The 18,858-nt window shown below is 73.7% G+C and carries 14 protein-coding genes; 10 read left to right on the top strand and 4 right to left on the bottom strand.

Annotation, left to right across the window (positions count from 1 at the left end):
• Positions 1–44 precede the first annotated feature (44 nt).
• Positions 45–704, top strand: a complete 660-nt coding sequence (locus AB0I29_RS24670) for a hypothetical protein (RefSeq protein ID WP_285101909.1) — start codon at positions 45–47, stop codon at positions 702–704.
• Here the strand turns inward: AB0I29_RS24670 and AB0I29_RS24665 are convergent.
• From AB0I29_RS24665 to AB0I29_RS24655, 3 genes are all read right to left on the bottom strand, one after another.
• The gene (locus AB0I29_RS24665) at positions 670–1,926 is read right to left on the bottom strand and encodes a T6SS immunity protein Tdi1 domain-containing protein (RefSeq protein ID WP_285101911.1); all 1,257 of its coding nucleotides are present in this window, start codon (positions 1,924–1,926) and stop codon (positions 670–672) included. The two genes, AB0I29_RS24670 and AB0I29_RS24665, sit on opposite strands and share 35 nt — an antisense overlap.
• 86 nt (positions 1,927–2,012) lie before the next feature.
• On the bottom strand, positions 2,013–2,663 hold the full coding sequence (locus AB0I29_RS24660; protein WP_285101913.1) for a response regulator transcription factor: 651 nt from the start codon (positions 2,661–2,663) through the stop codon (positions 2,013–2,015).
• Positions 2,660–3,763: a histidine kinase gene (locus tag AB0I29_RS24655; RefSeq protein ID WP_285101914.1), complete on the bottom strand. Its 1,104-nt coding sequence runs from the start codon at positions 3,761–3,763 to the stop codon at positions 2,660–2,662. Before AB0I29_RS24655 ends, AB0I29_RS24660 begins: the two co-directional genes overlap by 4 nt.
• A 257-nt stretch (positions 3,764–4,020) precedes the next feature.
• Here AB0I29_RS24655 and AB0I29_RS24650 point away from each other — a divergent pair, with 257 nt between their 5' ends.
• Both AB0I29_RS24650 and AB0I29_RS24645 read left to right on the top strand, forming a co-directional pair.
• Positions 4,021–4,584 carry a hypothetical protein gene (locus AB0I29_RS24650; protein WP_285101915.1) on the top strand — a complete coding sequence of 188 codons (564 nt, stop codon included), beginning with the start codon at positions 4,021–4,023 and terminating at the stop codon, positions 4,582–4,584.
• A complete protein-coding gene (locus AB0I29_RS24645) occupies positions 4,581–5,084 on the top strand; it encodes a GNAT family N-acetyltransferase (protein ID WP_285101916.1) in 504 nt (167 codons plus the stop codon). Before AB0I29_RS24650 ends, AB0I29_RS24645 begins: the two co-directional genes overlap by 4 nt.
• A 3-nt stretch (positions 5,085–5,087) precedes the next feature.
• Here AB0I29_RS24645 and AB0I29_RS24640 read toward each other — a convergent pair whose 3' ends face one another.
• Positions 5,088–6,008, bottom strand: a complete 921-nt coding sequence (locus tag AB0I29_RS24640) for an EamA family transporter (protein ID WP_285101918.1) — start codon at positions 6,006–6,008, stop codon at positions 5,088–5,090.
• Positions 6,009–6,185: 177 nt separating this feature from the next.
• Between AB0I29_RS24640 and AB0I29_RS24635 the strand changes: the two genes are divergently transcribed.
• The 7 genes from AB0I29_RS24635 (at position 6,186) to AB0I29_RS24605 (ending at position 18,857) form a co-directional block, all read left to right on the top strand.
• Positions 6,186–7,067: a glycoside hydrolase family 16 protein gene (locus AB0I29_RS24635; protein ID WP_285101919.1), complete on the top strand. Its 882-nt coding sequence runs from the start codon at positions 6,186–6,188 to the stop codon at positions 7,065–7,067.
• Positions 7,068–7,199: 132 nt separating this feature from the next.
• Positions 7,200–9,539 carry a phosphoribosylformylglycinamidine synthase subunit PurL gene (gene purL / locus AB0I29_RS24630; RefSeq protein ID WP_285101921.1) on the top strand — a complete coding sequence of 780 codons (2,340 nt, stop codon included), beginning with the start codon at positions 7,200–7,202 and terminating at the stop codon, positions 9,537–9,539.
• A gap of 128 nt (positions 9,540–9,667) precedes the next feature.
• On the top strand, positions 9,668–10,630 hold the full coding sequence (locus AB0I29_RS24625) for an endonuclease/exonuclease/phosphatase family protein (RefSeq protein WP_285101922.1): 963 nt from the start codon (positions 9,668–9,670) through the stop codon (positions 10,628–10,630).
• 48 nt (positions 10,631–10,678) lie between these two features.
• The gene (locus AB0I29_RS24620; protein WP_357486599.1) at positions 10,679–13,057 is read left to right on the top strand and encodes an RNB domain-containing ribonuclease; all 2,379 of its coding nucleotides are present in this window, start codon (positions 10,679–10,681) and stop codon (positions 13,055–13,057) included.
• Between the two features lie 25 nt (positions 13,058–13,082).
• A complete protein-coding gene (locus AB0I29_RS24615) occupies positions 13,083–13,526 on the top strand; it encodes a hypothetical protein (RefSeq protein WP_357486597.1) in 444 nt (147 codons plus the stop codon).
• Positions 13,526–13,942 (top strand): sterol carrier family protein, encoded by a 417-nt coding sequence (locus AB0I29_RS24610; protein WP_285108691.1) that lies wholly within the window; start codon positions 13,526–13,528, stop codon positions 13,940–13,942. The genes AB0I29_RS24615 and AB0I29_RS24610 overlap by 1 nt, the downstream gene beginning before the upstream one ends.
• Positions 13,943–14,300: 358 nt before the next feature.
• Positions 14,301–18,857 (top strand): ExeM/NucH family extracellular endonuclease, encoded by a 4,557-nt coding sequence (locus AB0I29_RS24605; protein WP_357486594.1) that lies wholly within the window; start codon positions 14,301–14,303, stop codon positions 18,855–18,857.
• Position 18,858 lies beyond the last annotated feature (1 nt).

Here is an 18,858-nt window from a genome sequence, read left to right as displayed (position 1 = left end):
CGTGCCGGGTGGCGCGCCTCGACCTCACCCCCTACAGTTAGAACATGCGTTCGAACAAGGTGCTGGTGACTCGCGGTCCGGCCGACGTGCCTGACCAGTCTCCGCGTGGTGCGTCCGCGCCGCGCGAGTCGGGGTTCGCGAGCGGTTTCGCGAACCTCTCCGAGGCGGTCGACGCCGTGGCGGCGATCGACTCCCTGCTCTCCTCGCTCGCGGCCTCCCGTGCCGTGCTGACGGAATCGGTCCGGGAGTGGGTGGCCGACCAGCCCGACCTGTTCGACGCCCCGGAGGTCGAGGCGGACGACCTCGCGGGGCTGGCGCCCGAGCTCGTCGAGCGGCTGGCGAGGGCGCTCCGGGTGCCGGAGGGTTCGGCGGTCGCGCTCATCGAGGAGTCCCGGGCGCTGGTGCACGAGCACCCGCGGACGCTCGCCGCGCTGCGCGGAGGGCACATCACGCACGCGCACGCGCAGACCATCCTCGGGTACACGGACGGGTTGCGCCGGGGTAACCGGGTGGCACTGGAGACCCGCCTGCTCAAGCACGCGCGCACCACGACGCCCGGTGAGCTGAGCCTGGTGGCGCGTGCCGAGCGTGAGCGGCGGCTGCGTCCGGTGCGGAGGGTCGAGCCGCAGGTCGCGGCACCCGTGGAGCACAGGACCAGGCGTCAGCGGGTCAGCGCCGTCCCCACAGGTCGTCCCACGCCGTGAAGGCCTCGTCGGTGTGCCGGTTGTGCTGCTGGCCACCGGACGCGGGCGCCTGCCCGCCCCAGGCCGGCGCGTCCCACACCGGCGCGGCCTGCCCCGGCTGCTCCTGACCGGAGTCCTGCGCCGCTCCGTACGGGGCCCAGGGCTGCTGGCCGTACGGGGCGCCGGGCTGCTCGCCGGACGTGCCCGTGCCGTACTCGGGCGCTGCCGGGTAGTCCTGGTCGTACGGGGCGTCGTAGCCTCCGGGCGGCGTCGCCGGCTGCGCGGCCTGGTGCGGCTCCTGCCAGGGCTGCGCCGACTCCGTCTGGCCCGTCCAGAGGGGTGCGGCCTGGTACTCCTGCGACCACGGTCGGTCCAGGGCACTGGGCGCCTGGTACGGCTGGGCGTCGCCGTGCCGGGCGTTGCCGTGCCGGCCGCCGTAGGCGGGTTCGGCGCGGTCCGGGGAGTCGTAGGCCTGGTCGCCGAGGCCCTGCGACCCGAGTCCGTGCGTTCCTGGTCCCGGCGTTCCCAGTCCTGGCGTTCCAAGCCCTGGCGAGCCGTGCCCCTGGGGCCCGTGGCCCTGCGCGGCATAGGGCGTCTGGCCGAACGCGTCCTCCCGCCCGGGCGACGGCGGGAGCGACGGGTAGCCGTCGTCGCTCCGTCGCGGTGCCGAGACCGCCGCGAACGTGGTGGTGGCCAGGTACTGCTCGAACGGGACGTCGAAGGTCTCGTCGTGCGACCAGGCCGAGTCCCACGGTTCGGCGGCCGGCGCCGGGGCGGCCCGCCGGCCGTCGTCGGGCATCGGGGGCAGGCGGATCTCGCCCGAGCTGTGCCGTACGCGGTCGTGCATCTGCCCCACCCAGTTCAGGGCGAGCTCGAAGCGCATGGTGCCGAGGCCGTCCACGCCCAGCTCGCCGCCGAGTGCGGGGTGCGGGTTGAACGTGTAGACGTCCTCCTCGCTCAGCCGGATGCCGCGGCTCCGGGCGTCCCGGACCAGGTCGTCCATGAGGTACGTGGCGCGCCCGTCGGCCGACTCCAGCTCCGCGTACATGGTCACGGCGGAGTTCCAGCGCAGCTCGAGCGTGCCCTCGACCGTGTCCAGGAACCACCACCCGTCCAGCGACTCCAGGAAGATGTCGCCGAAGCAGGTGGCGAAGCGCGGGGTCTGCTCGCGGATCCCCATCCACTGCCACGAGGCCAGCCCGAACTCGAAGGCAACCTTCGGGAAAGTCCGGAGCAGCTTCATGTCCGAATGAAACCACTTTCGGGTAAACGTCGGGAACCCCTGCGTGACATCTTTGTTTCACCCTTAACAGGACGGGTCCCGTGCGGTCACGCCAGACCCGACTGGTAGGCGAACACCACGAGCTGGGCCCGGTCGCGCGCCGCGAGCTTGATCATCGCGCGCGACACGTGCGTGCGGGCGGTGGCCGGGCTGAGCACCAGCTCCTCGGCGATCTCGTGGTTGCTCATCCCCTGCGCCACGAGGCCCACCACCTCGCGCTCGCGTTCCGTGAGGTCACCGATCCGCGGGTGCGGTTCCAGGGCGCGCGGGGACGCCGCGGTGAACTCCCGGATCAGGGTCCGGGTGGCCGACGGCGCGAGCAGCGCCCCGCCGTCGTGCACCGTGCGGATCGCGGCCACGAGCTCCGCCGGCGGGGTGTTCTTGAGCAGGAAACCGCTCGCCCCGGCGCGCAGCCCGTCGACGACGTACTGGTCGTGCTCGAACGTCGTCAGCACCACCACGCGTGTCGCGGCCAGGTCGGGGTCCTCGGCGATGCGCCGCGTCGCCTCGATGCCGTCGATGCCGGGCATCCGGATGTCCATCAGCACCACGTCCGGCCGCAGGCGGCGGGCCTCGGCCACGGCGGCAATGCCGTCGGCGGCCTCGCCCGCGACCGTCGTGTCCGCCTCGCCCGAGATGAGCGCACGCAGCCCCAGGCGGACCAGGTCCTGGTCGTCCACGAGCAGCACCGAGATCATGCGACACCTCCCGCGGGCAGCGCCGCCCGCACCTCGAACGACTCGTCGACGGGACCGGCGTCGAGCCGCCCGCCCAGGGACTCGACCCGGTGCCGCATCCCGGCGATGCCGAACCCGGCGACGAACGCGGTGCCGGACGGGCGCGGGTTGCGCACCGCCAGCCGGACGCCGTCCGGTTCGTACGCCACCTCGACCCGCGCGGCCGAGCCGGCCCCGTGCTTGACCACGTTGGTCAGCGACTCCTGGAGCACCCGGTAGGCGGCGAGGTCGACGGCGTCGGGCAGGGGCCTGGGCGTGCCGGTGACCGCCAGGTCCACCGCGACCCCCGCGGACCGGACCCGCTGCGCCAGCACCTCCAGGTTGGCGAGCCCTGCCGTCGGTGCGCGCTCGGGGCCCGCGCCGGAGCCGGGCCCGATGTCCGCCAGGGTGGTGCGCAGCTCGGTCAGCGCCTCGTTCGCGGCCCGGGAGATCGCCCCCAGGGCGGCGGTCGCGTCGTCGGGCCGCCCCAGGTGGAGCGCGATGTCGGCCTGCATCTGGATGGCGGCCAGCCCGTGCCCCACCACGTCGTGCACCTCGTGCGCAAGCCGCAGCCGCTCGTCGTCACGCGCCTGCTGCTCCGCGGCGGCGTGCCGCGCCGACCGGGCCTCGTCCCACGTGCGCCGGGCGACGCCGATGCTGAACGGCACCGCCACGAAGGCGCTCGCGGGCACGAGCCCGGCGGGGACACCCAGCCCGGCCGGGTGGGTGAAGACGGGGATCACGAGCAGCGCGAGCGTCGCCGCCGCCCAGACCAGGGCGGGGCGGAGCGGGCGCCGTCGGGCCAGGGAGTAGACCGCGACCGCCAGGCACAGCATCACCGGGCCGTACGGGAAGGCGAGCAGCAGGTAGCCGACGGTGGCGGCCGTGACCACGCCCAGCGTGGGCACGGGCCAGCGCGTGCGGAACAGCGTCCCGGCCGCCGCGACGACCGCCAGCGCGTAGCCGAGCGCGTCGACGGGCCGGTCCACCATGGTCGAGCCGTCCAGGAACGGCAGGCTCACGAGCACGAGCGCCGTCAGCGCCGCGCTCACGCCGACGTCGACCAGGCGCAGCCTCCCCATGTCTCCTCACCTCCAGCCCACTGTGTCCGACAGCCACACTGTGTCCGACGCCGGACGCCGCGTCACCCCCTACGGGTCGTAGCCCGGCGTACGTCGCGGGGCGTAGGCCGGGCCGCCCGACGACGCCGGAGGGCGCAGCGCGGGTGCCGCCCCACGGCCGATCCGGCGTCCGCCCCGGCCCGGGACGCTGGGCACGTGGGCGCCGGCCGGGCGCCCGGGGGAGGAACGGGATCATGAGTCGTAGGGGACCGGCACGCATGACACTGCCGCCGCGCGTGCGCAAGGCCGTGCTCACCGTGCACATCGTGTCCGCGGGCGCGTGGATCGGCATCGACGTGCTCGTCGCGGTGCTCGCCGGGATCGGGCTCGGCGGTGGTCCGGCCGCCGTCCGCGGGCTGGCCCTGCGCGCCCTCGCCGAGTTCGTGGTGACCCCCATGCTGGTCTCGGCACTGGTCTGCCTCACCTCCGGCGTGCTCCTCGGCCTCGCGACCCAGTGGGGGCTGGTGCGCTACTGGTGGGTCGCGGTCAAGCTCGTGACGAACCTGGTGCTGTGCACCCTGATCCTGGTGGCCCTGCGGCCCGGCATGGCCGACGTCGGCGCGGCCGGCGGCGCGATCGAGGCCGGCCGGGTCCCGGCCACCGACCTCTCGTTCCTCGTCTTCCCGCCGACCGTGTCGCTCACGGCGCTCGCGGTGGCCACCGTGCTGTCCGTGTACAAGCCCTGGGGCCGGGTGGGCGGGCGCGGGCGGCGTCAGGCGGGCGGGCACGCACGGCGCGTGCCCACCGGGGTGTCAGACGAACGGCCTACCGTTTCCGCATGAGCATCGAGGTACGGGACGCGGATCCCGCGGAGTACGACGCCGTCGGGAAGATCGTCGCGGCGGCGTTCGCCGCGGACGGGCAGCTCGAGGCCCCGGACTCCGTCTTCTACCGGAACGTCCTGCACGACGTCGCCGGCCGGGCGGCGGCGTCCGACGTCATCGTCGCCCTCGACGACGACGTCGTCGTCGGCGCGGTGACGTACGTGCCGCACGGCGGCCCCATGGCCGACATCGCACGGGACGGCGAGGCGGAGATCCGCATGCTCGGCGTCGCGCCGGACGCGCAGGGCCGGGGCGCGGGGACCGCGCTGATGCGGGAGTGTCTCGCCCGGGCCGCGGGCGGCCACGCCACCGGGACGCGACGCGTCGTGCTCTCCACCAACACCGTCGCGCACGGCTCGCACCGGCTCTACGAGCGCCTCGGCTTCGTGCGCGACCCCGCCCGGGACTGGACCCCCGTGCCCGGCGTGGACCTGCTCTGCTACACGCTCGACCTGTAGCGGCTAGGCGCCCGCGCCGTGCGGCGGCCTGCCCGGCCACCGCAGCAGCCCCGACGTGATCGCCACGCCGAGCAGGAGCAGCACCCCGCCGCCGACCTCGGCCGTGTTCGGCACCTCGCCCTGCGCCAGCCAGGCCGCCGTCATGCCGAACACCGGCACGAGCATGGTGAACGGCACCACCGCGCTCGCCCGGTGCCGCGCCAGCAGCGTGTTCCAGATGCCGTAGCCCACCAGGCTCGCGAGCCACGCCGTGTAGAGCGTGGACAGCACGGCGGCCCACGTCGGGTGCGTCAGCGAGTACCCGACGGCGGCAGGCCCGTCCAGCACCAGCGCGAGCGCGAACATCGGCACGGGGACCACCAGCGCCGACCACACCGTCATCGACAGACCGGCCAGCGGTGTCGGCCGGTCGCCGGTCGCCTGCGTCGCCGCGCCCAGGCGCCGGACGATCACGTTGCCCGTGGCCCACGACGCCGCGGCCCCGAGCGTGAGCAGGAACGCGAGGCCCGGCGTCGCGGCCGACCGGCCGAGCCCCACGATCACCAGCCCCACCGCGCCGAGCAGCACGCCCACGAGCTGGGGCGGCGTCGGGCGCTCGCGGAGGGCGACGCTCGCGAACAGGACCGTGAGGACCACCTGCGCCTGGAGCACGAGCGAGGCGAGGCCGGGCGGCATGTCGAGCCAGATGGCGGTGTACATCAGCGCGAACTGGCCGAGGCTGAGGAACAGGCCGACCACCAGCACGTCCTTCATGGGCACCGCGGGGCGGGGGACCAGGAAGATCGCGGGGACCAGCACCACCACGAAGCGGATCGCGAGGAAGAGCACGGGCGGTACGTCGTCGACGCCGACGTCGATCGCGAGGAAGTTGGTGCCCCAGATGATCATGACGAGCACGGCGAGGAGCGAGTGGCGCAGGGGCATGGCGTCATCGTCGGCCGCCCCGACCCGGTGCGTCCATCGCGTATCACTGGCTGATTGTTCAGTGGTGCTGAACGGTGGCCGCGTCGTGACTACGTACTTTCACGATCTTGTTCCACGGAGCGGGTGAAAAGTAGCGTCGCGGGCAACGGGAGACACATGTTCGCGAAGGAGCGACCGATGCGTACCACCAGACACCGCACCATCCGCAGTACCGTCACGGCGACCGCCGCCCTGACCCTGGTCCTGTCCGCCTCGCTCGTCGCCTCGGCGGCGACGCAGAAGGCGCCCGACGGCGGTCCAGCCCCGTCCGCGCGGGACGCCGCGCCCGCCGCCGTGGGTGCCCTGACCTGGTCGGACGAGTTCGACGGGGCCGCGGGTGGCGCCCCCAACCCGGCCAACTGGAACCTGGAGACGGGCGGGGGCGGCTGGGGCAACAACGAGCTGCAGACCTACACGAGCTCGCGGGACAACTCGGCGCTCGACGGCAACGGGAACCTCGTCATCACGGCCCGCCAGGACGGGAACGGCGGTTACACGTCGGCGCGCCTGACCACCGCGGGCAAGGTCGAGCCCACCTACGGCCGCGTCGAGGCCCGGATCAAGATCCCCCGCGGGCAGGGCATCTGGCCCGCCTTCTGGATGCTCGGCGGCCAGATCGACTCCGGGGTGCCGTGGCCGAACTCCGGCGAGATCGACATCATGGAGAACGTCGGCTATGAGCCGCACATGGTGCACGGCACCATCCACGGACCGGGCTATTCCGGCGGCGCCGGGATCGGCGCGGCGTACACGCACCCGCAGGGCTGGTCCTTCGCCGACGACTTCCACACGTTCGCGGTGGACCGCGCGCCCGGCCGCATCACCTGGTCGGTGGACGGGAACGTCTACCAGACCCGCACCACGGCGGACACGGGCGGCAACCAGTGGGTGTTCGACCAGCCGTTCTTCATGCTGCTGAACGTCGCGGTGGGCGGCAACTGGCCCGGCTACCCCGACGGCACCACGCAGTTCCCGCAGCAGATGGTCGTCGACTACGTGCGGGTCTACGACCAGGGCTGACCCCCTGAGCGCCGTGTCAGACGTACAGGTCACACGAGGGACCTGTACGTCTGACACGTGATGGCGGGCCCACGTCGTAGACTGGCGGGGCGCTCCGGCGCCCAGAAACCTACCCCGCACGCGAGGAACTACATGACCGCGCCCGCGTCCCAGGCACCCTCCCGCCCGACTCCCGCCGTTCCGAGACTGGACACGGTCGAGGCCGCCGCAGCCACCCCTGACGAGGTGCAGCCGTACGGCGAGCTCGGACTCAAGGAGGACGAGTACCAGCGCATCAAGGACATCCTGGGCCGCCGCCCCACCGCGGCCGAGCTCGCGATGTACTCCGTGATGTGGAGCGAGCACTGCTCCTACAAGTCGTCGAAGGTGCACCTGAGCAAGTTCGGCGAGAAGGTGACCGACGAGATGAAGGAGCACCTCCTCGTCGGCATCGGTGAGAACGCCGGCGTCGTCGACATCGGCGACGGCTGGGCCGTCACCTTCAAGGTCGAGTCGCACAACCACCCGTCGTTCGTCGAGCCCTACCAGGGCGCCGCGACCGGTGTGGGCGGCATCGTCCGCGACATCATCTCGATGGGCGCGCGCCCCGTCGCCGTCATGGACCAGCTCCGCTTCGGCGCCGTCGACCACCCCGACACCGCACGCGTCGTGCACGGCGTCGTCTCGGGCGTGGGCGGCTACGGCAACTCCCTCGGCCTGCCGAACATCGGCGGCGAGCTCGTCTTCGACGGCTCGTACCAGGGGAACCCGCTCGTCAACGCGCTCTGCCTCGGCGTGCTGCGCCACGAGGACATCCACCTCGCCAACGCGACCGGCCTCGGCAACAAGGTCGTGCTGTTCGGCGCCCGCACGGGCGGCGACGGCATCGGCGGCGCCTCGATCCTCGCGTCCGAGACGTTCGAGGACGGCGTCCCCGCCAAGCGCCCGAGCGTCCAGGTGGGCGACCCCTTCATGGAGAAGGTGCTCATCGAGTGCTGCCTGGAGCTGTTCTCGGCCAAGGTCGTGGAGGGCATCCAGGACCTCGGCGCCGCGGGCATCTCCTGCGCCACTTCGGAGCTCGCCTCCAACGGTGACGGCGGCATGCACGTGGACCTCGACGACGTGCTGCTGCGCGACCCCACGCTGAACGCCGGCGAGATCCTCATGTCGGAGTCGCAGGAGCGCATGATGGCCGTCGTCCGGCCCGACCAGCTCGACGCCTTCCTCGCGATCACCGGCAAGTGGGAGGTCGAGACCGCCGTCATCGGCGAGGTCAACGACTCCGGCCGCCTCACGATCGACCACCACGGCCAGCGGATCGTGGACGTCGACCCCAAGACCGTGGCGCACGAGGGGCCCGTGTATCACCGGCCCTACGCCCGTCCGGCCTGGCAGGACGGCCTCCAGGCCGACACGACGACGGCGGCGGGCCTCGCCCGCCCGGCGTCCGGCGTGGAGCTGCGGGAGACCGCGCTGAGGCTGCTGGCCTCGCCCAACCTCGCCTCCAAGGCGTGGGTCACCAACCAGTACGACCGCTTCGTCCAGGGCAACACGGCGCTCGCCCAGCCCGACGACGGCGGCGTCGTGCGCGTCGACGAGACCACGGGCCTCGGCGTCGCGCTCGCGACCGACGCGAACGGCCGGTACGGCAAGCTCGACCCGCGCGCGGGTGCGGCGCTGGCGCTCGCCGAGGCCTACCGGAACGTGGCCACGACCGGCGCCGCGCCGCTCGCGGTGACGGACTGCCTGAACTTCGGCTCGCCGGAGCACCCGGACTCGATGTGGCAGCTCGTCGAGGCGATCGAGGGCCTCGCGGACGCCTGCCAGGAGCTCGGGGTCCCGGTCACCGGCGGCAACGTCTCGCTCTACAACGGCACGGGTGAGCCGGGCCAGATCGACTCGTCGATCCACCCCACCCCCGTGGTCGGCGTGCTCGGCGTGCTCGACGACGTGAGCACCGCGCTCTCGTCCGGCTGGCAGACCGAGGGGCTGTCGCTCCTCCTGCTCGGCACCACGCGGGACGAGCTCGACGGCTCGGCCTGGGCCGACGTCGTGCACTCGCACCTCGGTGGTGTGCCCCCGCAGGTGGACCTGGCCGCCGAGAAGGCGCTGGCCTCGGCGCTCGTCGAGGCGCGGCGTACCGGCCTCGCCGCCGCCGCGCACGACCTGTCCGAGGGCGGCCTCGTCCAGACGCTGATCGAGGCCTCGCTGCGGTTCGGCGTGGGCGCGTCGGTGGCGCTCGAGGGCGTGACGGGTCGCGACAAGGTGGACCCGTTCGTGGCGCTGTTCTCGGAGTCGACCGGCCGCGTGGTCGTCGCCGTCGACCCGGAGCACGAGGGCGAGCTGACCCACCTGGCCGAGGACGCCGGCGTGCCGGTGCTCCGGCTCGGCACCACCGGCGGCGACGCCGTGGTGGTCGAGGGTCACTTCGAGCTCCCGCTGTCGGAGGCCCGCACGGCCCACGAGGAAACCCTCCCGCGCATCTTCGGCTGACGCCGGGGCCGAACAGTCGAGATCTGGTGGTCGCGCCGAGATCTGGTGGCGGACCACCAGACCTCGGCGCGACCACCAGATCTCAGCGCCTGGTCAGAGCCCCTCCGGGCAGCCGGTAGGGTCCGGGAGTGCGTTTTGTCCGTGGCCTCATCACCGTCGTGCTCTGGATCATCGCGATCCCCCTGCTCCTCGTGGCGCTCGCCAGGGTGCTCCCGTTCGACAACGTGGTCCCCCTGCCCCAGCTCGTCGCCTTCTCGCCGTGGGTCACGCTCGCGGCGCTGCCGCTGCTGATCGTCGCGCTGTTCTCGCGGCGCTGGGTGCTGACCGCGCTGCTCGGGGTCTCGTTCGCGGGCTTCCTGTACTGGATGGTGCCCTTCTTCGTGCCGCCGGAGACGTCCACGGCGGCCGACCCGGACGATGCGGGCACGCTGCGCGTCATGACGGTGAACGCCCTGTACGGGCAGGCCGACGCCAAGACCGTGGTGGGGCTCGTGAAGTCCCAGAACGTCGAGGTGCTCTCGGTCCAGGAGCTCACGCCCGACTTCGAGCGGGCCCTCGCCGACGCCGGCCTCGACGAGCTGCTGGCGCACAGCTTCACCGTCCCCGCCGAGGACAGCCCCGCGGGCAGCGGGCTCTGGTCGACCACCGAGCTGACCGAGGTGCAGCAGATGAGCGGCACCACCTTCTCCATGCCGTCGGCCCTGGTCGACGTCGGCGGCACCGACGTCCGCGTCACCGTGGTGCACCCCTACCCGCCGATGCCGGCGGACGTCACCACGTGGCGCACCGAGCTCGTCGAGCTCACGGAGAAGGCCCACGAGGACCCGACGCCGCAGATCCTGGCCGGCGACTTCAACGCCACGTACGACCACGTGACGTTCCGCGGCCTGCTCGGCTCGCGCTTCCTGGACGCGACCCGCGAGTGGGGTGCGGGTCCGACCGTGACCTGGCCGGAGGGCAGCCGGGTGCCGGCGCTGTTCGCGCTGGACCACGTGGTGGTGGAGAAGGACATGCCCGTCTCCGACGTGGTGTCCATGCAGGTCCCCGGGACCGACCACCGGGCGCTGGTGGCGACCGTCGTCGTCGAATAGCACAGCGACACCGCGCGGGGAGCGCGGAACCGGCTTATGTTCGCAGTTGTGCCGACCCGTCAGATGCGCCTCGCGCCCGCCGCTACCGACGAAGTGAGTGGTGCCCTCGCGGCTCTTCGCGCCGAGGTCGGCCTGCCCGCGATGTTCCCGCAGGACGTGCTCGAGGAGGCTCTCGCGGCCGCCGGGCACGACGTCTCCGCGGGCCGGACCGACCACCGCGACATCGCGTTCGTCACGATCGACCCGCCCGGCTCCAAGGACCTGGACCAGGCGGTCCACGTGGAGCAGTCCGGCGAGGGCTACGTGGTGCACTACGCCATCGCGGACCTGGGCGCGTTCGTGGTCCCGGGCGGCGCGATCGACGCGGAGGTGCACCGCCGGGGCATGACCGTCTACGGGCCGGACGCCCGCACGCCGCTCCACCCGAAGGTCCTGTCCGAGGGCGCGGCGAGCCTGCTGCCCGAGGAGGACCGGCCCGCCGTGCTGTGGACGGTGACCCTCGACGCGCGCGGCATCATCAAGGGCGCCGCGCTGGAGCGCGCGTACGTGCGCAGCCGGGAGCGGCTCACGTACGCCGAGGTGCAGTCGACCCTCGACGCGGGCACGGCGAGCGAGTCGCTGCAGCTCCTGGCCGACGTGGGCCGCCTGCGCCAGTCGCTGGAGCTCGCGCGCGGCGGCGTCTCGCTGTCGGTTCCCGAGCAGGAGGTGGAGCGGCGCGAGGACGGCACCTACACGCTGTCGTTCCGGCGGAACCTCCCGGTCGAGGACTGGAACGCGCAGATCTCGCTGCTCACGGGCATCGCCGCCGCGCACCTCATGCGCGAGGCGGGCGTGGGCATCCTGCGTACCCTCCCCGAGGCCGACCCGCGCGACCTGGCCCGGCTGCACCGCACCGCACGTGCGCTCGGCATCGACTGGCCGGACGACCTCCCGTACGCGCGCCTCGTCCCCACGCTCGTCTCGCGCATCCCCGAGCACGCGGCGTTCCTCAACGAGGCGACCACGCTCTTCCGCGGGGCCGGGTACGTCGCCTTCGGCATGCCAGGGCCCGACGGCGTCGTCGTGCCGACGCCCGAGAACACCCGGCACGCCGCCATCGCCGCCGACTACGCGCACGTCACGGCGCCGCTGCGCCGCCTCGTGGACCGGTACGCGACCGAGATCTGCCTCGCCGTCTCCGCGGGCCGGCCCGTGCCCCCGTGGGTGCTGGAGGCGCTGCCGGCCCTGCCCGGCGTCATGGCCGAGACCGGCCGCCGCGCCTCGTCGTTCGAGCGCGAGTGCGTGGACATCGTCGAGGCCTCGCTCCTCGCGGACCGTCTGGGCGAGGAGTTCGACGGCGTGGTGGTCGACGTCGACGAGCCGGACAAGGAGCTGCAGCGGGGCGAGGTCGTGCTGCGCGACCCGGCCGTCCGCGCGCGTGTGGTGGGTCCCGCGCTGCCCCTGGGCGACGAGGTGCGGGTCCAGCTCGCCGAGGCCGACGTCGCCGAGCGGCGCGTGACGTTCACTCTCGGTGGTCCGCTGGCGGGCCGGGCGGCGGACGCCGCCGGGCGTCCGGAGCACCGGGCCGGGGGAGCGGCCGGAGCGCCCGAGCGGGGTGGACGGCGCGCGGCCCGGCGCGCCTCGGCGGGCACGAGCGGCCACGCCGCCGCGCCGACGCCGTTCGCGGCGCCGGCCGACGGGCCGGCCCCCGTGCCCGAGGCGGCCGTGGCGCCTCGGGCACCGGAGCCCCGCGCCCAGGCGGAACCGCACCCGGCGCAGGGGCAGCACGCGGGCCCGGTGCTGCGCTCGCAGCACCAGCCCGAGCCGTGGGGCCGGCCCGAGCCCCTGCTCGCGCCCAAGCCCCTGCTCGCGCCCCAGCCCCTGCACGCGCGCCAGCCGCTGTCCGAACCTCAGCCGTCGCTCGAACCGCGGCTCCGGCCCGATCCGCCGCCCCGTCCCGCGCCCCAGCTCCGGTCGCGGGCCGAGCGCCGGCGCTGGTCGGAGCCGGTGGTGGGCACCGAGCCGGTGTCGGGCACCGAGCCGTGGCAGCAGCCGGAGCCCAGCCCCAGCCCGCAGCCCCGCCCGGTCCCGAGGCCGCGTCCGACGCCGCAGCCCCGGCCCGCGCCCGCACCGCAGCCCCAGCCGCCCGCGTTCCGGCCGACGGTGTCCGAGGTCCCCCGCCGCGTGCGGCGCGCGGACTACCCGCCGATCACCCGGCCGGTGCGGCCCCAGGTCCGGGACGAGATGCCGCTGTCGGAACCCTGGCCGCGGCACGCGCCGGCCGCCGGGCCGCTGTCGCAGCCCGTGCCGGCGGTGCGGACGGGTGGTCTGCCGCGCGTCGTGCAGGTGGCGCGGTTCCCGTCCGTGTCCTCGCGTGAGCTGCCGATGGTGGTGGCGGCGGACCTGCTCGCGGTCGAGGGCCCGACGCCCGACGTGTACCGGTACTGAGGCGACGGTCGGCAATACTGACTCCATGACCAATGCTGTTCCTGGTGCCGCCTGGCGGGCGGGTGCCGTCGTCGCGTTCGGCGCGGCCCTGCTGACCGCCTGCACGTCGTCGGACGGGGTGCAGGAGCTGGAGGCGCTGTTCGACGAGGAGCAGCGCGCCGAGGACGTCCTGCCCGACACGGTGCTCGACGACGTCGCGGTGGACGGCGGCACCATGCGCCGCCTGGCCGCGGACGACGACGCCACCTTCTACGCCGCACGGTCGAACGAAGGCGCCTCCACCTGTCTCGTCCTGGTCGACGACGCCGCGGGCGAGGGCGTGTCGAGCTGCACCATGACGCCCAACCCGACGGGTACCGAGGTGTCGAACGGCACGAGCAAGGCCATGTTCGTCGTGCCCGGCACCGACTTCACGAGCCTCGAGCAGTCCGGCTGGACGCGGCTCGGCGACTTCCTGGCGGTGCGGTAGTGCCGCCGCGGCGCCGGACCGACCCGGTGGCCGGGCGCGCCGCCGTCGCCGTCTGGGCCCGGGGCGAGGCGGAGCGCCGGGACGTCACCACGGCCGTGCGGTTCACGCTGGAGGAGCTCGCCGCCGTCGCGCCCGGGAACTCCGTCGAGGTACGCGTGCCGCCCGCGGGCGCGGTGCAGGCCGTGGCCGGGCCGCGGCACACGCGCGGCACCCCGCCGAACGTGGTCGAGACCGACCCGGAGACCTGGCTCGGCCTGGCCACGGGCGCCCTCACCTGGGCGGACGTCGTCGCGGACGGGCGGGTGCGCGCCTCGGGCGACCGCTCCGACATCTCGCACCTGCTGCCGCTGACGGCCGGGCGCCGGGCGGCGTCCGGGTCGGGCGGCGAGCCAGAGCCTCCGGCCGTACCCGGGTGAACCGGGCGCCGGCGGCGTGTACCGGGCCCCGATGTCGGTGACACCCGCTAGCCTCGGCGTCGATCTCGTGGCTCGGCTGCGGGCAGGTTCACCCGGTGCCGGGACCTCAGTTTTCCCGGCGGGTGTCCGACCGTAACCGCCGGTTCACGAGGCAGTGATTGGTTGGTGCCGCTCGTGCCGGACCGCCTGCGCAACTGATGCGCGCCCGGCCGCGGCGATGCCGCCGAGCACGTCGTCCAGCAGCAGTGCACTCCACCCCGGCCATCGGTCGGCTATTGCAGAAGGAGTCAGCGTGAGTCCCAGCACGCTGCGGTCCCCGCGACCGCACCCCCGACCCCGTGGGAGAGCCGCCGTCGCAGTGGCACTCTCCGCAGCGCTCACCGTGCCCGCGACGGCGGCTGTCGCCGCGCCCGCGGCCACCGCGGACGGTCCGGACTCCGGGCACGTCGTCATCAGCGAGGCGTACCTCGTGGGCGGCAGCTCCGGCCAGCCGTACCGGAACAAGTTCGTGGAGCTGTACAACCCGACCGACGAGCCGGTCAGCGTCGACGGCTGGTCGGTCCAGTACAAGTCCGCGACCGGCGCGTCCTTCTCGGGGATCACGGCGCTGAGCGGCACCATCGCCGCCGGCGGCCACTACCTGGTGCAGGGCGGCTCGAACGCCGCCAACGGTGAGCCCCTCCCCACGCCCGACGCCGTCGGCAGCCTCAACCCGAGCGGCACGGCCGGCGTCATCGCGCTGGCGTCGCAGGCCACCGCCGTCACGCCCGCCAAGGGCGCTGTGCCGGCCGAGGGCGCCGCGGGCGTCGTCGACCTGCTCGGCTACGGCACCGCCGACACGTTCGAGACCGCCCAGGGCCCGGCCGGCCAGGGCACGGGCGTGGTCGGGTCGCTGGAGCGCACGGGCGACGCGGGCGACAACTCGGCGGACTTCGTGTTCAGCACCGAGGTGACCCCCACCAACGGCGAGGGTTCGGAGCCCGAGCCCAGCCCCACCCCGTCGGAGCCGACCGAGCCCGGCGAGGTCACCCCGATCGCCGGGATCCAGGGCACCGGTGACGCCAGCCCGCTGGTCGGCGACACGGTCACGACGCAGGGCGTCGTGACCGCCGTCTACCCGACCGGCGGCTTCAACGGCCTGTACCTGCAGACCGCCGGTACCGGCGGCGGCGCGGACCCGACGCCCGGTGCGTCGGACGCCGTCTTCGTGTTCTCGGCAGCGGCCGCCGCCGACCTCTCCGCGGGCGACCACGTGGAGGTCACCGGCGTCGTGTCGGAGTTCAACGGCCTCACGGAGCTCACGCCGTCGTCGGGCGGTTGGACCGTCCTGGACGAGCCCGCCACGGTCGAGCCGACCGTGACCGCCTGGCCCGCCACCGCGGCAGGCCGCGAGGCACTCGAGGGCATGCTCCTCGCGCCGCAGGGCGAGTTCACGGTGACGGACAACTACGACACCAACTACTACGGCACGGTCGGGCTGGCGGCGGGCGACAGCCCGCTGGTGCAGCCCACCACGGCGGGGCGGCCCGGCTCGGCGGAGTACGACGCGCAGGTCGCGGACAACGCGGCGCGCGCGGTGCTGCTCGACGACGGCTCGTCCACGAACTACAACTCGACCGCGAACAAGTCGAAGCCGCTGCCCTACCTGACCGGCGGCGCACCGCTGCGGGTGGGCGCGGCCGTCACGTTCACCCGCCCGGTCGTGCTGGACTACCGGTTCGACGCGTGGGGCTTCCAGCCGACGTCGCAGCTGACCCCGGACGTCGCCGACGCCGTGCAGCCCGCGACCTTCGAGAACACGCGCGAGGAGGCACCCGCCGAGGTGGGCGGCGACCTCGAGGTCGCGACGTTCAACGTGCTGAACTACTTCAGCACCACGGGTGACGAGCTCACGGGCTGCACCTACTACACGGACCGCGACGGCGACCCGGTGACCGTCTCGGGCGGCTGCGACGCCCGCGGCGCCGCCGAGGAGGAGGACCTGCAGCGACAGCAGACCAAGATCGTCGCGGCGATCTCGACGCTCGGCGCGGACGTCGTCGCGCTGCTGGAGATTGAGAACACCGCCGCGCTGGGTGGTCCCCGCGACCAGGCCCTGGGCGACCTGGTGGACGCGCTGAACGCCGCCGAGGGCGCCGGCACGTGGGCCTACGTGGCCTCCCCGGCCGCGGTGCCCGAGGCCGAGGACGTCATTCGCAACGCCTTCATCTACCGGACCGCCACCGCGGAGCCGGTCGGCGACTCGACGATCCTGATCGGCGACGAGGCGTTCCAGAACGCCCGTCAGCCCCTGGCCCAGACGTTCCAGCCCGCGGACGGCGCCGCCGACGCCGGTGACGACGTCGTGGTGGTCGCCAACCACTTCAAGTCGAAGGGTTCGGCCGGCCCGTGGCCCGGCGACGCCGACCAGGGCGACGGCCAGGGCGCGTCGAACGAGTCCCGCACCCGGCAGGCGACGTCCCTCGTGACGTTCGCCGAGGAGCGGGCCGCCGCTGCCGGGACCGACAAGGTCCTGCTGGTCGGTGACTTCAACTCGTACGAGCAGGAGGACCCGATCGAGGTCCTCACCGAGGCCGGCTACACCGACCTCGGCCCCACCACGGGCGAGTACTCGTACAACTTCGACGGCATGGTCGGCTCGCTCGACCACGTGCTGGCCTCCCCGGCCGCGGCCGAGGCCGTGTCGGGCACGGACATCTGGAACATCAACGCGTACGAGCCGGTGGCGAACGAGTACAGCCGCTACAACTACAACGCGACGATCCTCTACGACGAGACGCCCTTCCGGTCGTCCGACCACGACCCGGTCCTGGTGGGCCTGGACCTGGGTGACACCACCACCGAGCCGGGCTCGGTGGACCTGGACCTCGTGGCCATCAACGACTTCCACGGCCGCATCGACGGCAACACCGTGAACTTCGCGGGCACCGTGGAGGAGCTGCGGGCCCAGAACCCCGAGGGCACCGCGTTCGTCTCGGCGGGCGACAACATCGGCGCCTCGCTGTTCGCCTCGGCGCTGCAGCAGGACCAGCCGACGATCGACGTGCTGAACGCGCTGGGCCTGAAGACCTCCGCGGTCGGCAACCACGAGTTCGACCAGGGCATGTCCGACCTCACCGGCCGCGTCACCGACGCCGCCGACTGGGACTACCTCGGCGCCAACGTCTACGACGAGGCCACGGGGGAGCCCGCCCTGCCCGAGTACCAGGTGGTCCCGGTCAACGGCGTCGACGTCGGCTTCGTCGGCGTGGTCACCGAGGAGACCCCCACGCTGGTCACGCCCTCGGGCATCGAGGGCCTGGAGTTCGGCGACCCGGTCGAGGCGCTGAACCGCGTCACCGACGAGCTGCTCGACGGCGACGCCGCGAACGGCGAGGCGGACGTGGTCGTGGCCCTCGCGCACGACGGCGCGAGCGCGGGCACGCCCGACGGCGCCACGCTGGAGGAGGAGATCGCCGCCGGCGGTCCGTTCGCCGCGCTGGTGCAGGACACCGACCCGCGCGTCGCGGCCATCTTCACCGGCCACACGCACAAGCAGTACGCGTGGGACGCCCCGGTCCCGGGCGCGGAGGGGGAGACCCGGCCGATCATCCAGACCGGCAACTACGGCGAGTTCCTCGGCCACGTCTCGCTCACGGTGGATACCGAGTCGTTCGACGTGACCGACTACACCGTCGAGAACGTGGCGCGCACGGCCACCCCGGCCGCCGAGCTGATCGAGACGTACCCGGCGGTCGCCGAGGTCGACGCGATCGTCGACGCCGCGCTCGCCGAGGCCGAGGAGATCGGCGCGCAGCCGGTCGGCAAGGTGACCGCCGACGTCACGACGGCCTTCTCGGGCGGCTCGTACGCGAACGGCGTCTACACCGGCGGCAACCGGGACGACCGCGCGTCGGAGTCGGCGCTCGGCAACCTCGTGGCGAACTCGCTGCGCGACTCGCTCGCCGCGGACGAGCGGGGCGGCGCCGACATCGGCGTCGTGAACCCCGGTGGCCTGCGCAACGAGCTCTACTTCGGCGAGGACGGGATCATCACCTACGCCGAGGCCAACGCGGTGCTGCCGTTCGTCAACAACCTGTGGACGATCACGCTGACCGGTGCGCAGCTCGACACCCTGCTCGAGGAGCAGTGGCAGACGGACGCCAACGGCAACCGGCCGTCGCGCCCGTACCTGGCGCTGGGGCTGTCCGACAACGTGTCGTACACCACGACCACGGCCGACCCGAACGCGACGCCGGGCGACAACGTCTCGTCGATCACGATCGACGGCGTTCCCGTGGACCCCGCCGCGGAGTACCGCATCGCGACGTTCTCGTTCCTGATCTCGGGCGGAGACAACTTCCGGGCCTTCACCGAGGGCACGGACGGTCGGGACTCGGGCCTCGTGGACCGTGACGCCTGGATCACGTACCTCAAGGACGCCGCCCCGGTCACGCCGAGCTTCGCCCGCACCCGCACGGTCGCCTCGACCCTGCCGGGCACGGTCGAGGCGGGCACCGCGACGACGGTCGGCCTGTCCGGCCTGGACCTGACCTCGCTCGGCGCCCCGCAGAACACGGGCGTCGAGACGTTCCTGGTCCCGACGGGCGGCGCGCCGGCGGACGGCGTCTCCCTCGGCACCGGCACGGTGGCGAACGGCGCGACGTCGACGTCGGTCACCGTCCCGGCGAACACCGCCGCCGGGCAGTACCAGCTCGTGGTGCAGGCGTCGCCGTCGGGCACCACTGCCCGGCTGCCGATCACCGTCGAGGCCGCGGAGCCCGAGGAGCCGGAGGCTCCGGCGTGGGTGCCGTGGAAGCTCTACTGGTGGGGTGACACCGTGTCCTTCCGGGGCAAGGTGTACGAGGCGACCCGGCCGACGATCCTCCAGATCCCGGGCGTCGGGAAGCACAGCCCCTGGAAGCTGATCGGCTGAC

The sequence above is a fragment of the Promicromonospora sp. NPDC050262 genome, assembly GCF_040655935.1.
Taxonomy (GTDB): domain Bacteria; phylum Actinomycetota; class Actinomycetes; order Actinomycetales; family Cellulomonadaceae; genus Promicromonospora.
This window is presented reverse-complemented; position numbering and strand designations above follow the sequence as displayed.

Excerpts from the sequence above, each read along its gene's own strand:
- purL (WP_285101921.1), top strand. The coding sequence starts at position 7,200 with ATGACCGCGCCCGCGTCCCAGGCACCCTCCCGCCCGACTCCCGCCGTT.
- AB0I29_RS24670 (WP_285101909.1), top strand. The coding sequence starts at position 45 with ATGCGTTCGAACAAGGTGCTGGTGACTCGCGGTCCGGCCGACGTGCCT.
- AB0I29_RS24640 (WP_285101918.1), bottom strand. The coding sequence starts at position 6,008 with ATGCCCCTGCGCCACTCGCTCCTCGCCGTGCTCGTCATGATCATCTGG.
- AB0I29_RS24655 (WP_285101914.1), bottom strand. The coding sequence starts at position 3,763 with ATGGGGAGGCTGCGCCTGGTCGACGTCGGCGTGAGCGCGGCGCTGACG.
- AB0I29_RS24660 (WP_285101913.1), bottom strand. The coding sequence starts at position 2,663 with ATGATCTCGGTGCTGCTCGTGGACGACCAGGACCTGGTCCGCCTGGGG.
- AB0I29_RS24615 (WP_357486597.1), top strand. The coding sequence starts at position 13,083 with ATGACCAATGCTGTTCCTGGTGCCGCCTGGCGGGCGGGTGCCGTCGTC.
- AB0I29_RS24645 (WP_285101916.1), top strand. The coding sequence starts at position 4,581 with ATGAGCATCGAGGTACGGGACGCGGATCCCGCGGAGTACGACGCCGTC.
- AB0I29_RS24650 (WP_285101915.1), top strand. The coding sequence starts at position 4,021 with ATGACACTGCCGCCGCGCGTGCGCAAGGCCGTGCTCACCGTGCACATC.
- AB0I29_RS24665 (WP_285101911.1), bottom strand. The coding sequence starts at position 1,926 with ATGAAGCTGCTCCGGACTTTCCCGAAGGTTGCCTTCGAGTTCGGGCTG.
- AB0I29_RS24635 (WP_285101919.1), top strand. The coding sequence starts at position 6,186 with ATGCGTACCACCAGACACCGCACCATCCGCAGTACCGTCACGGCGACC.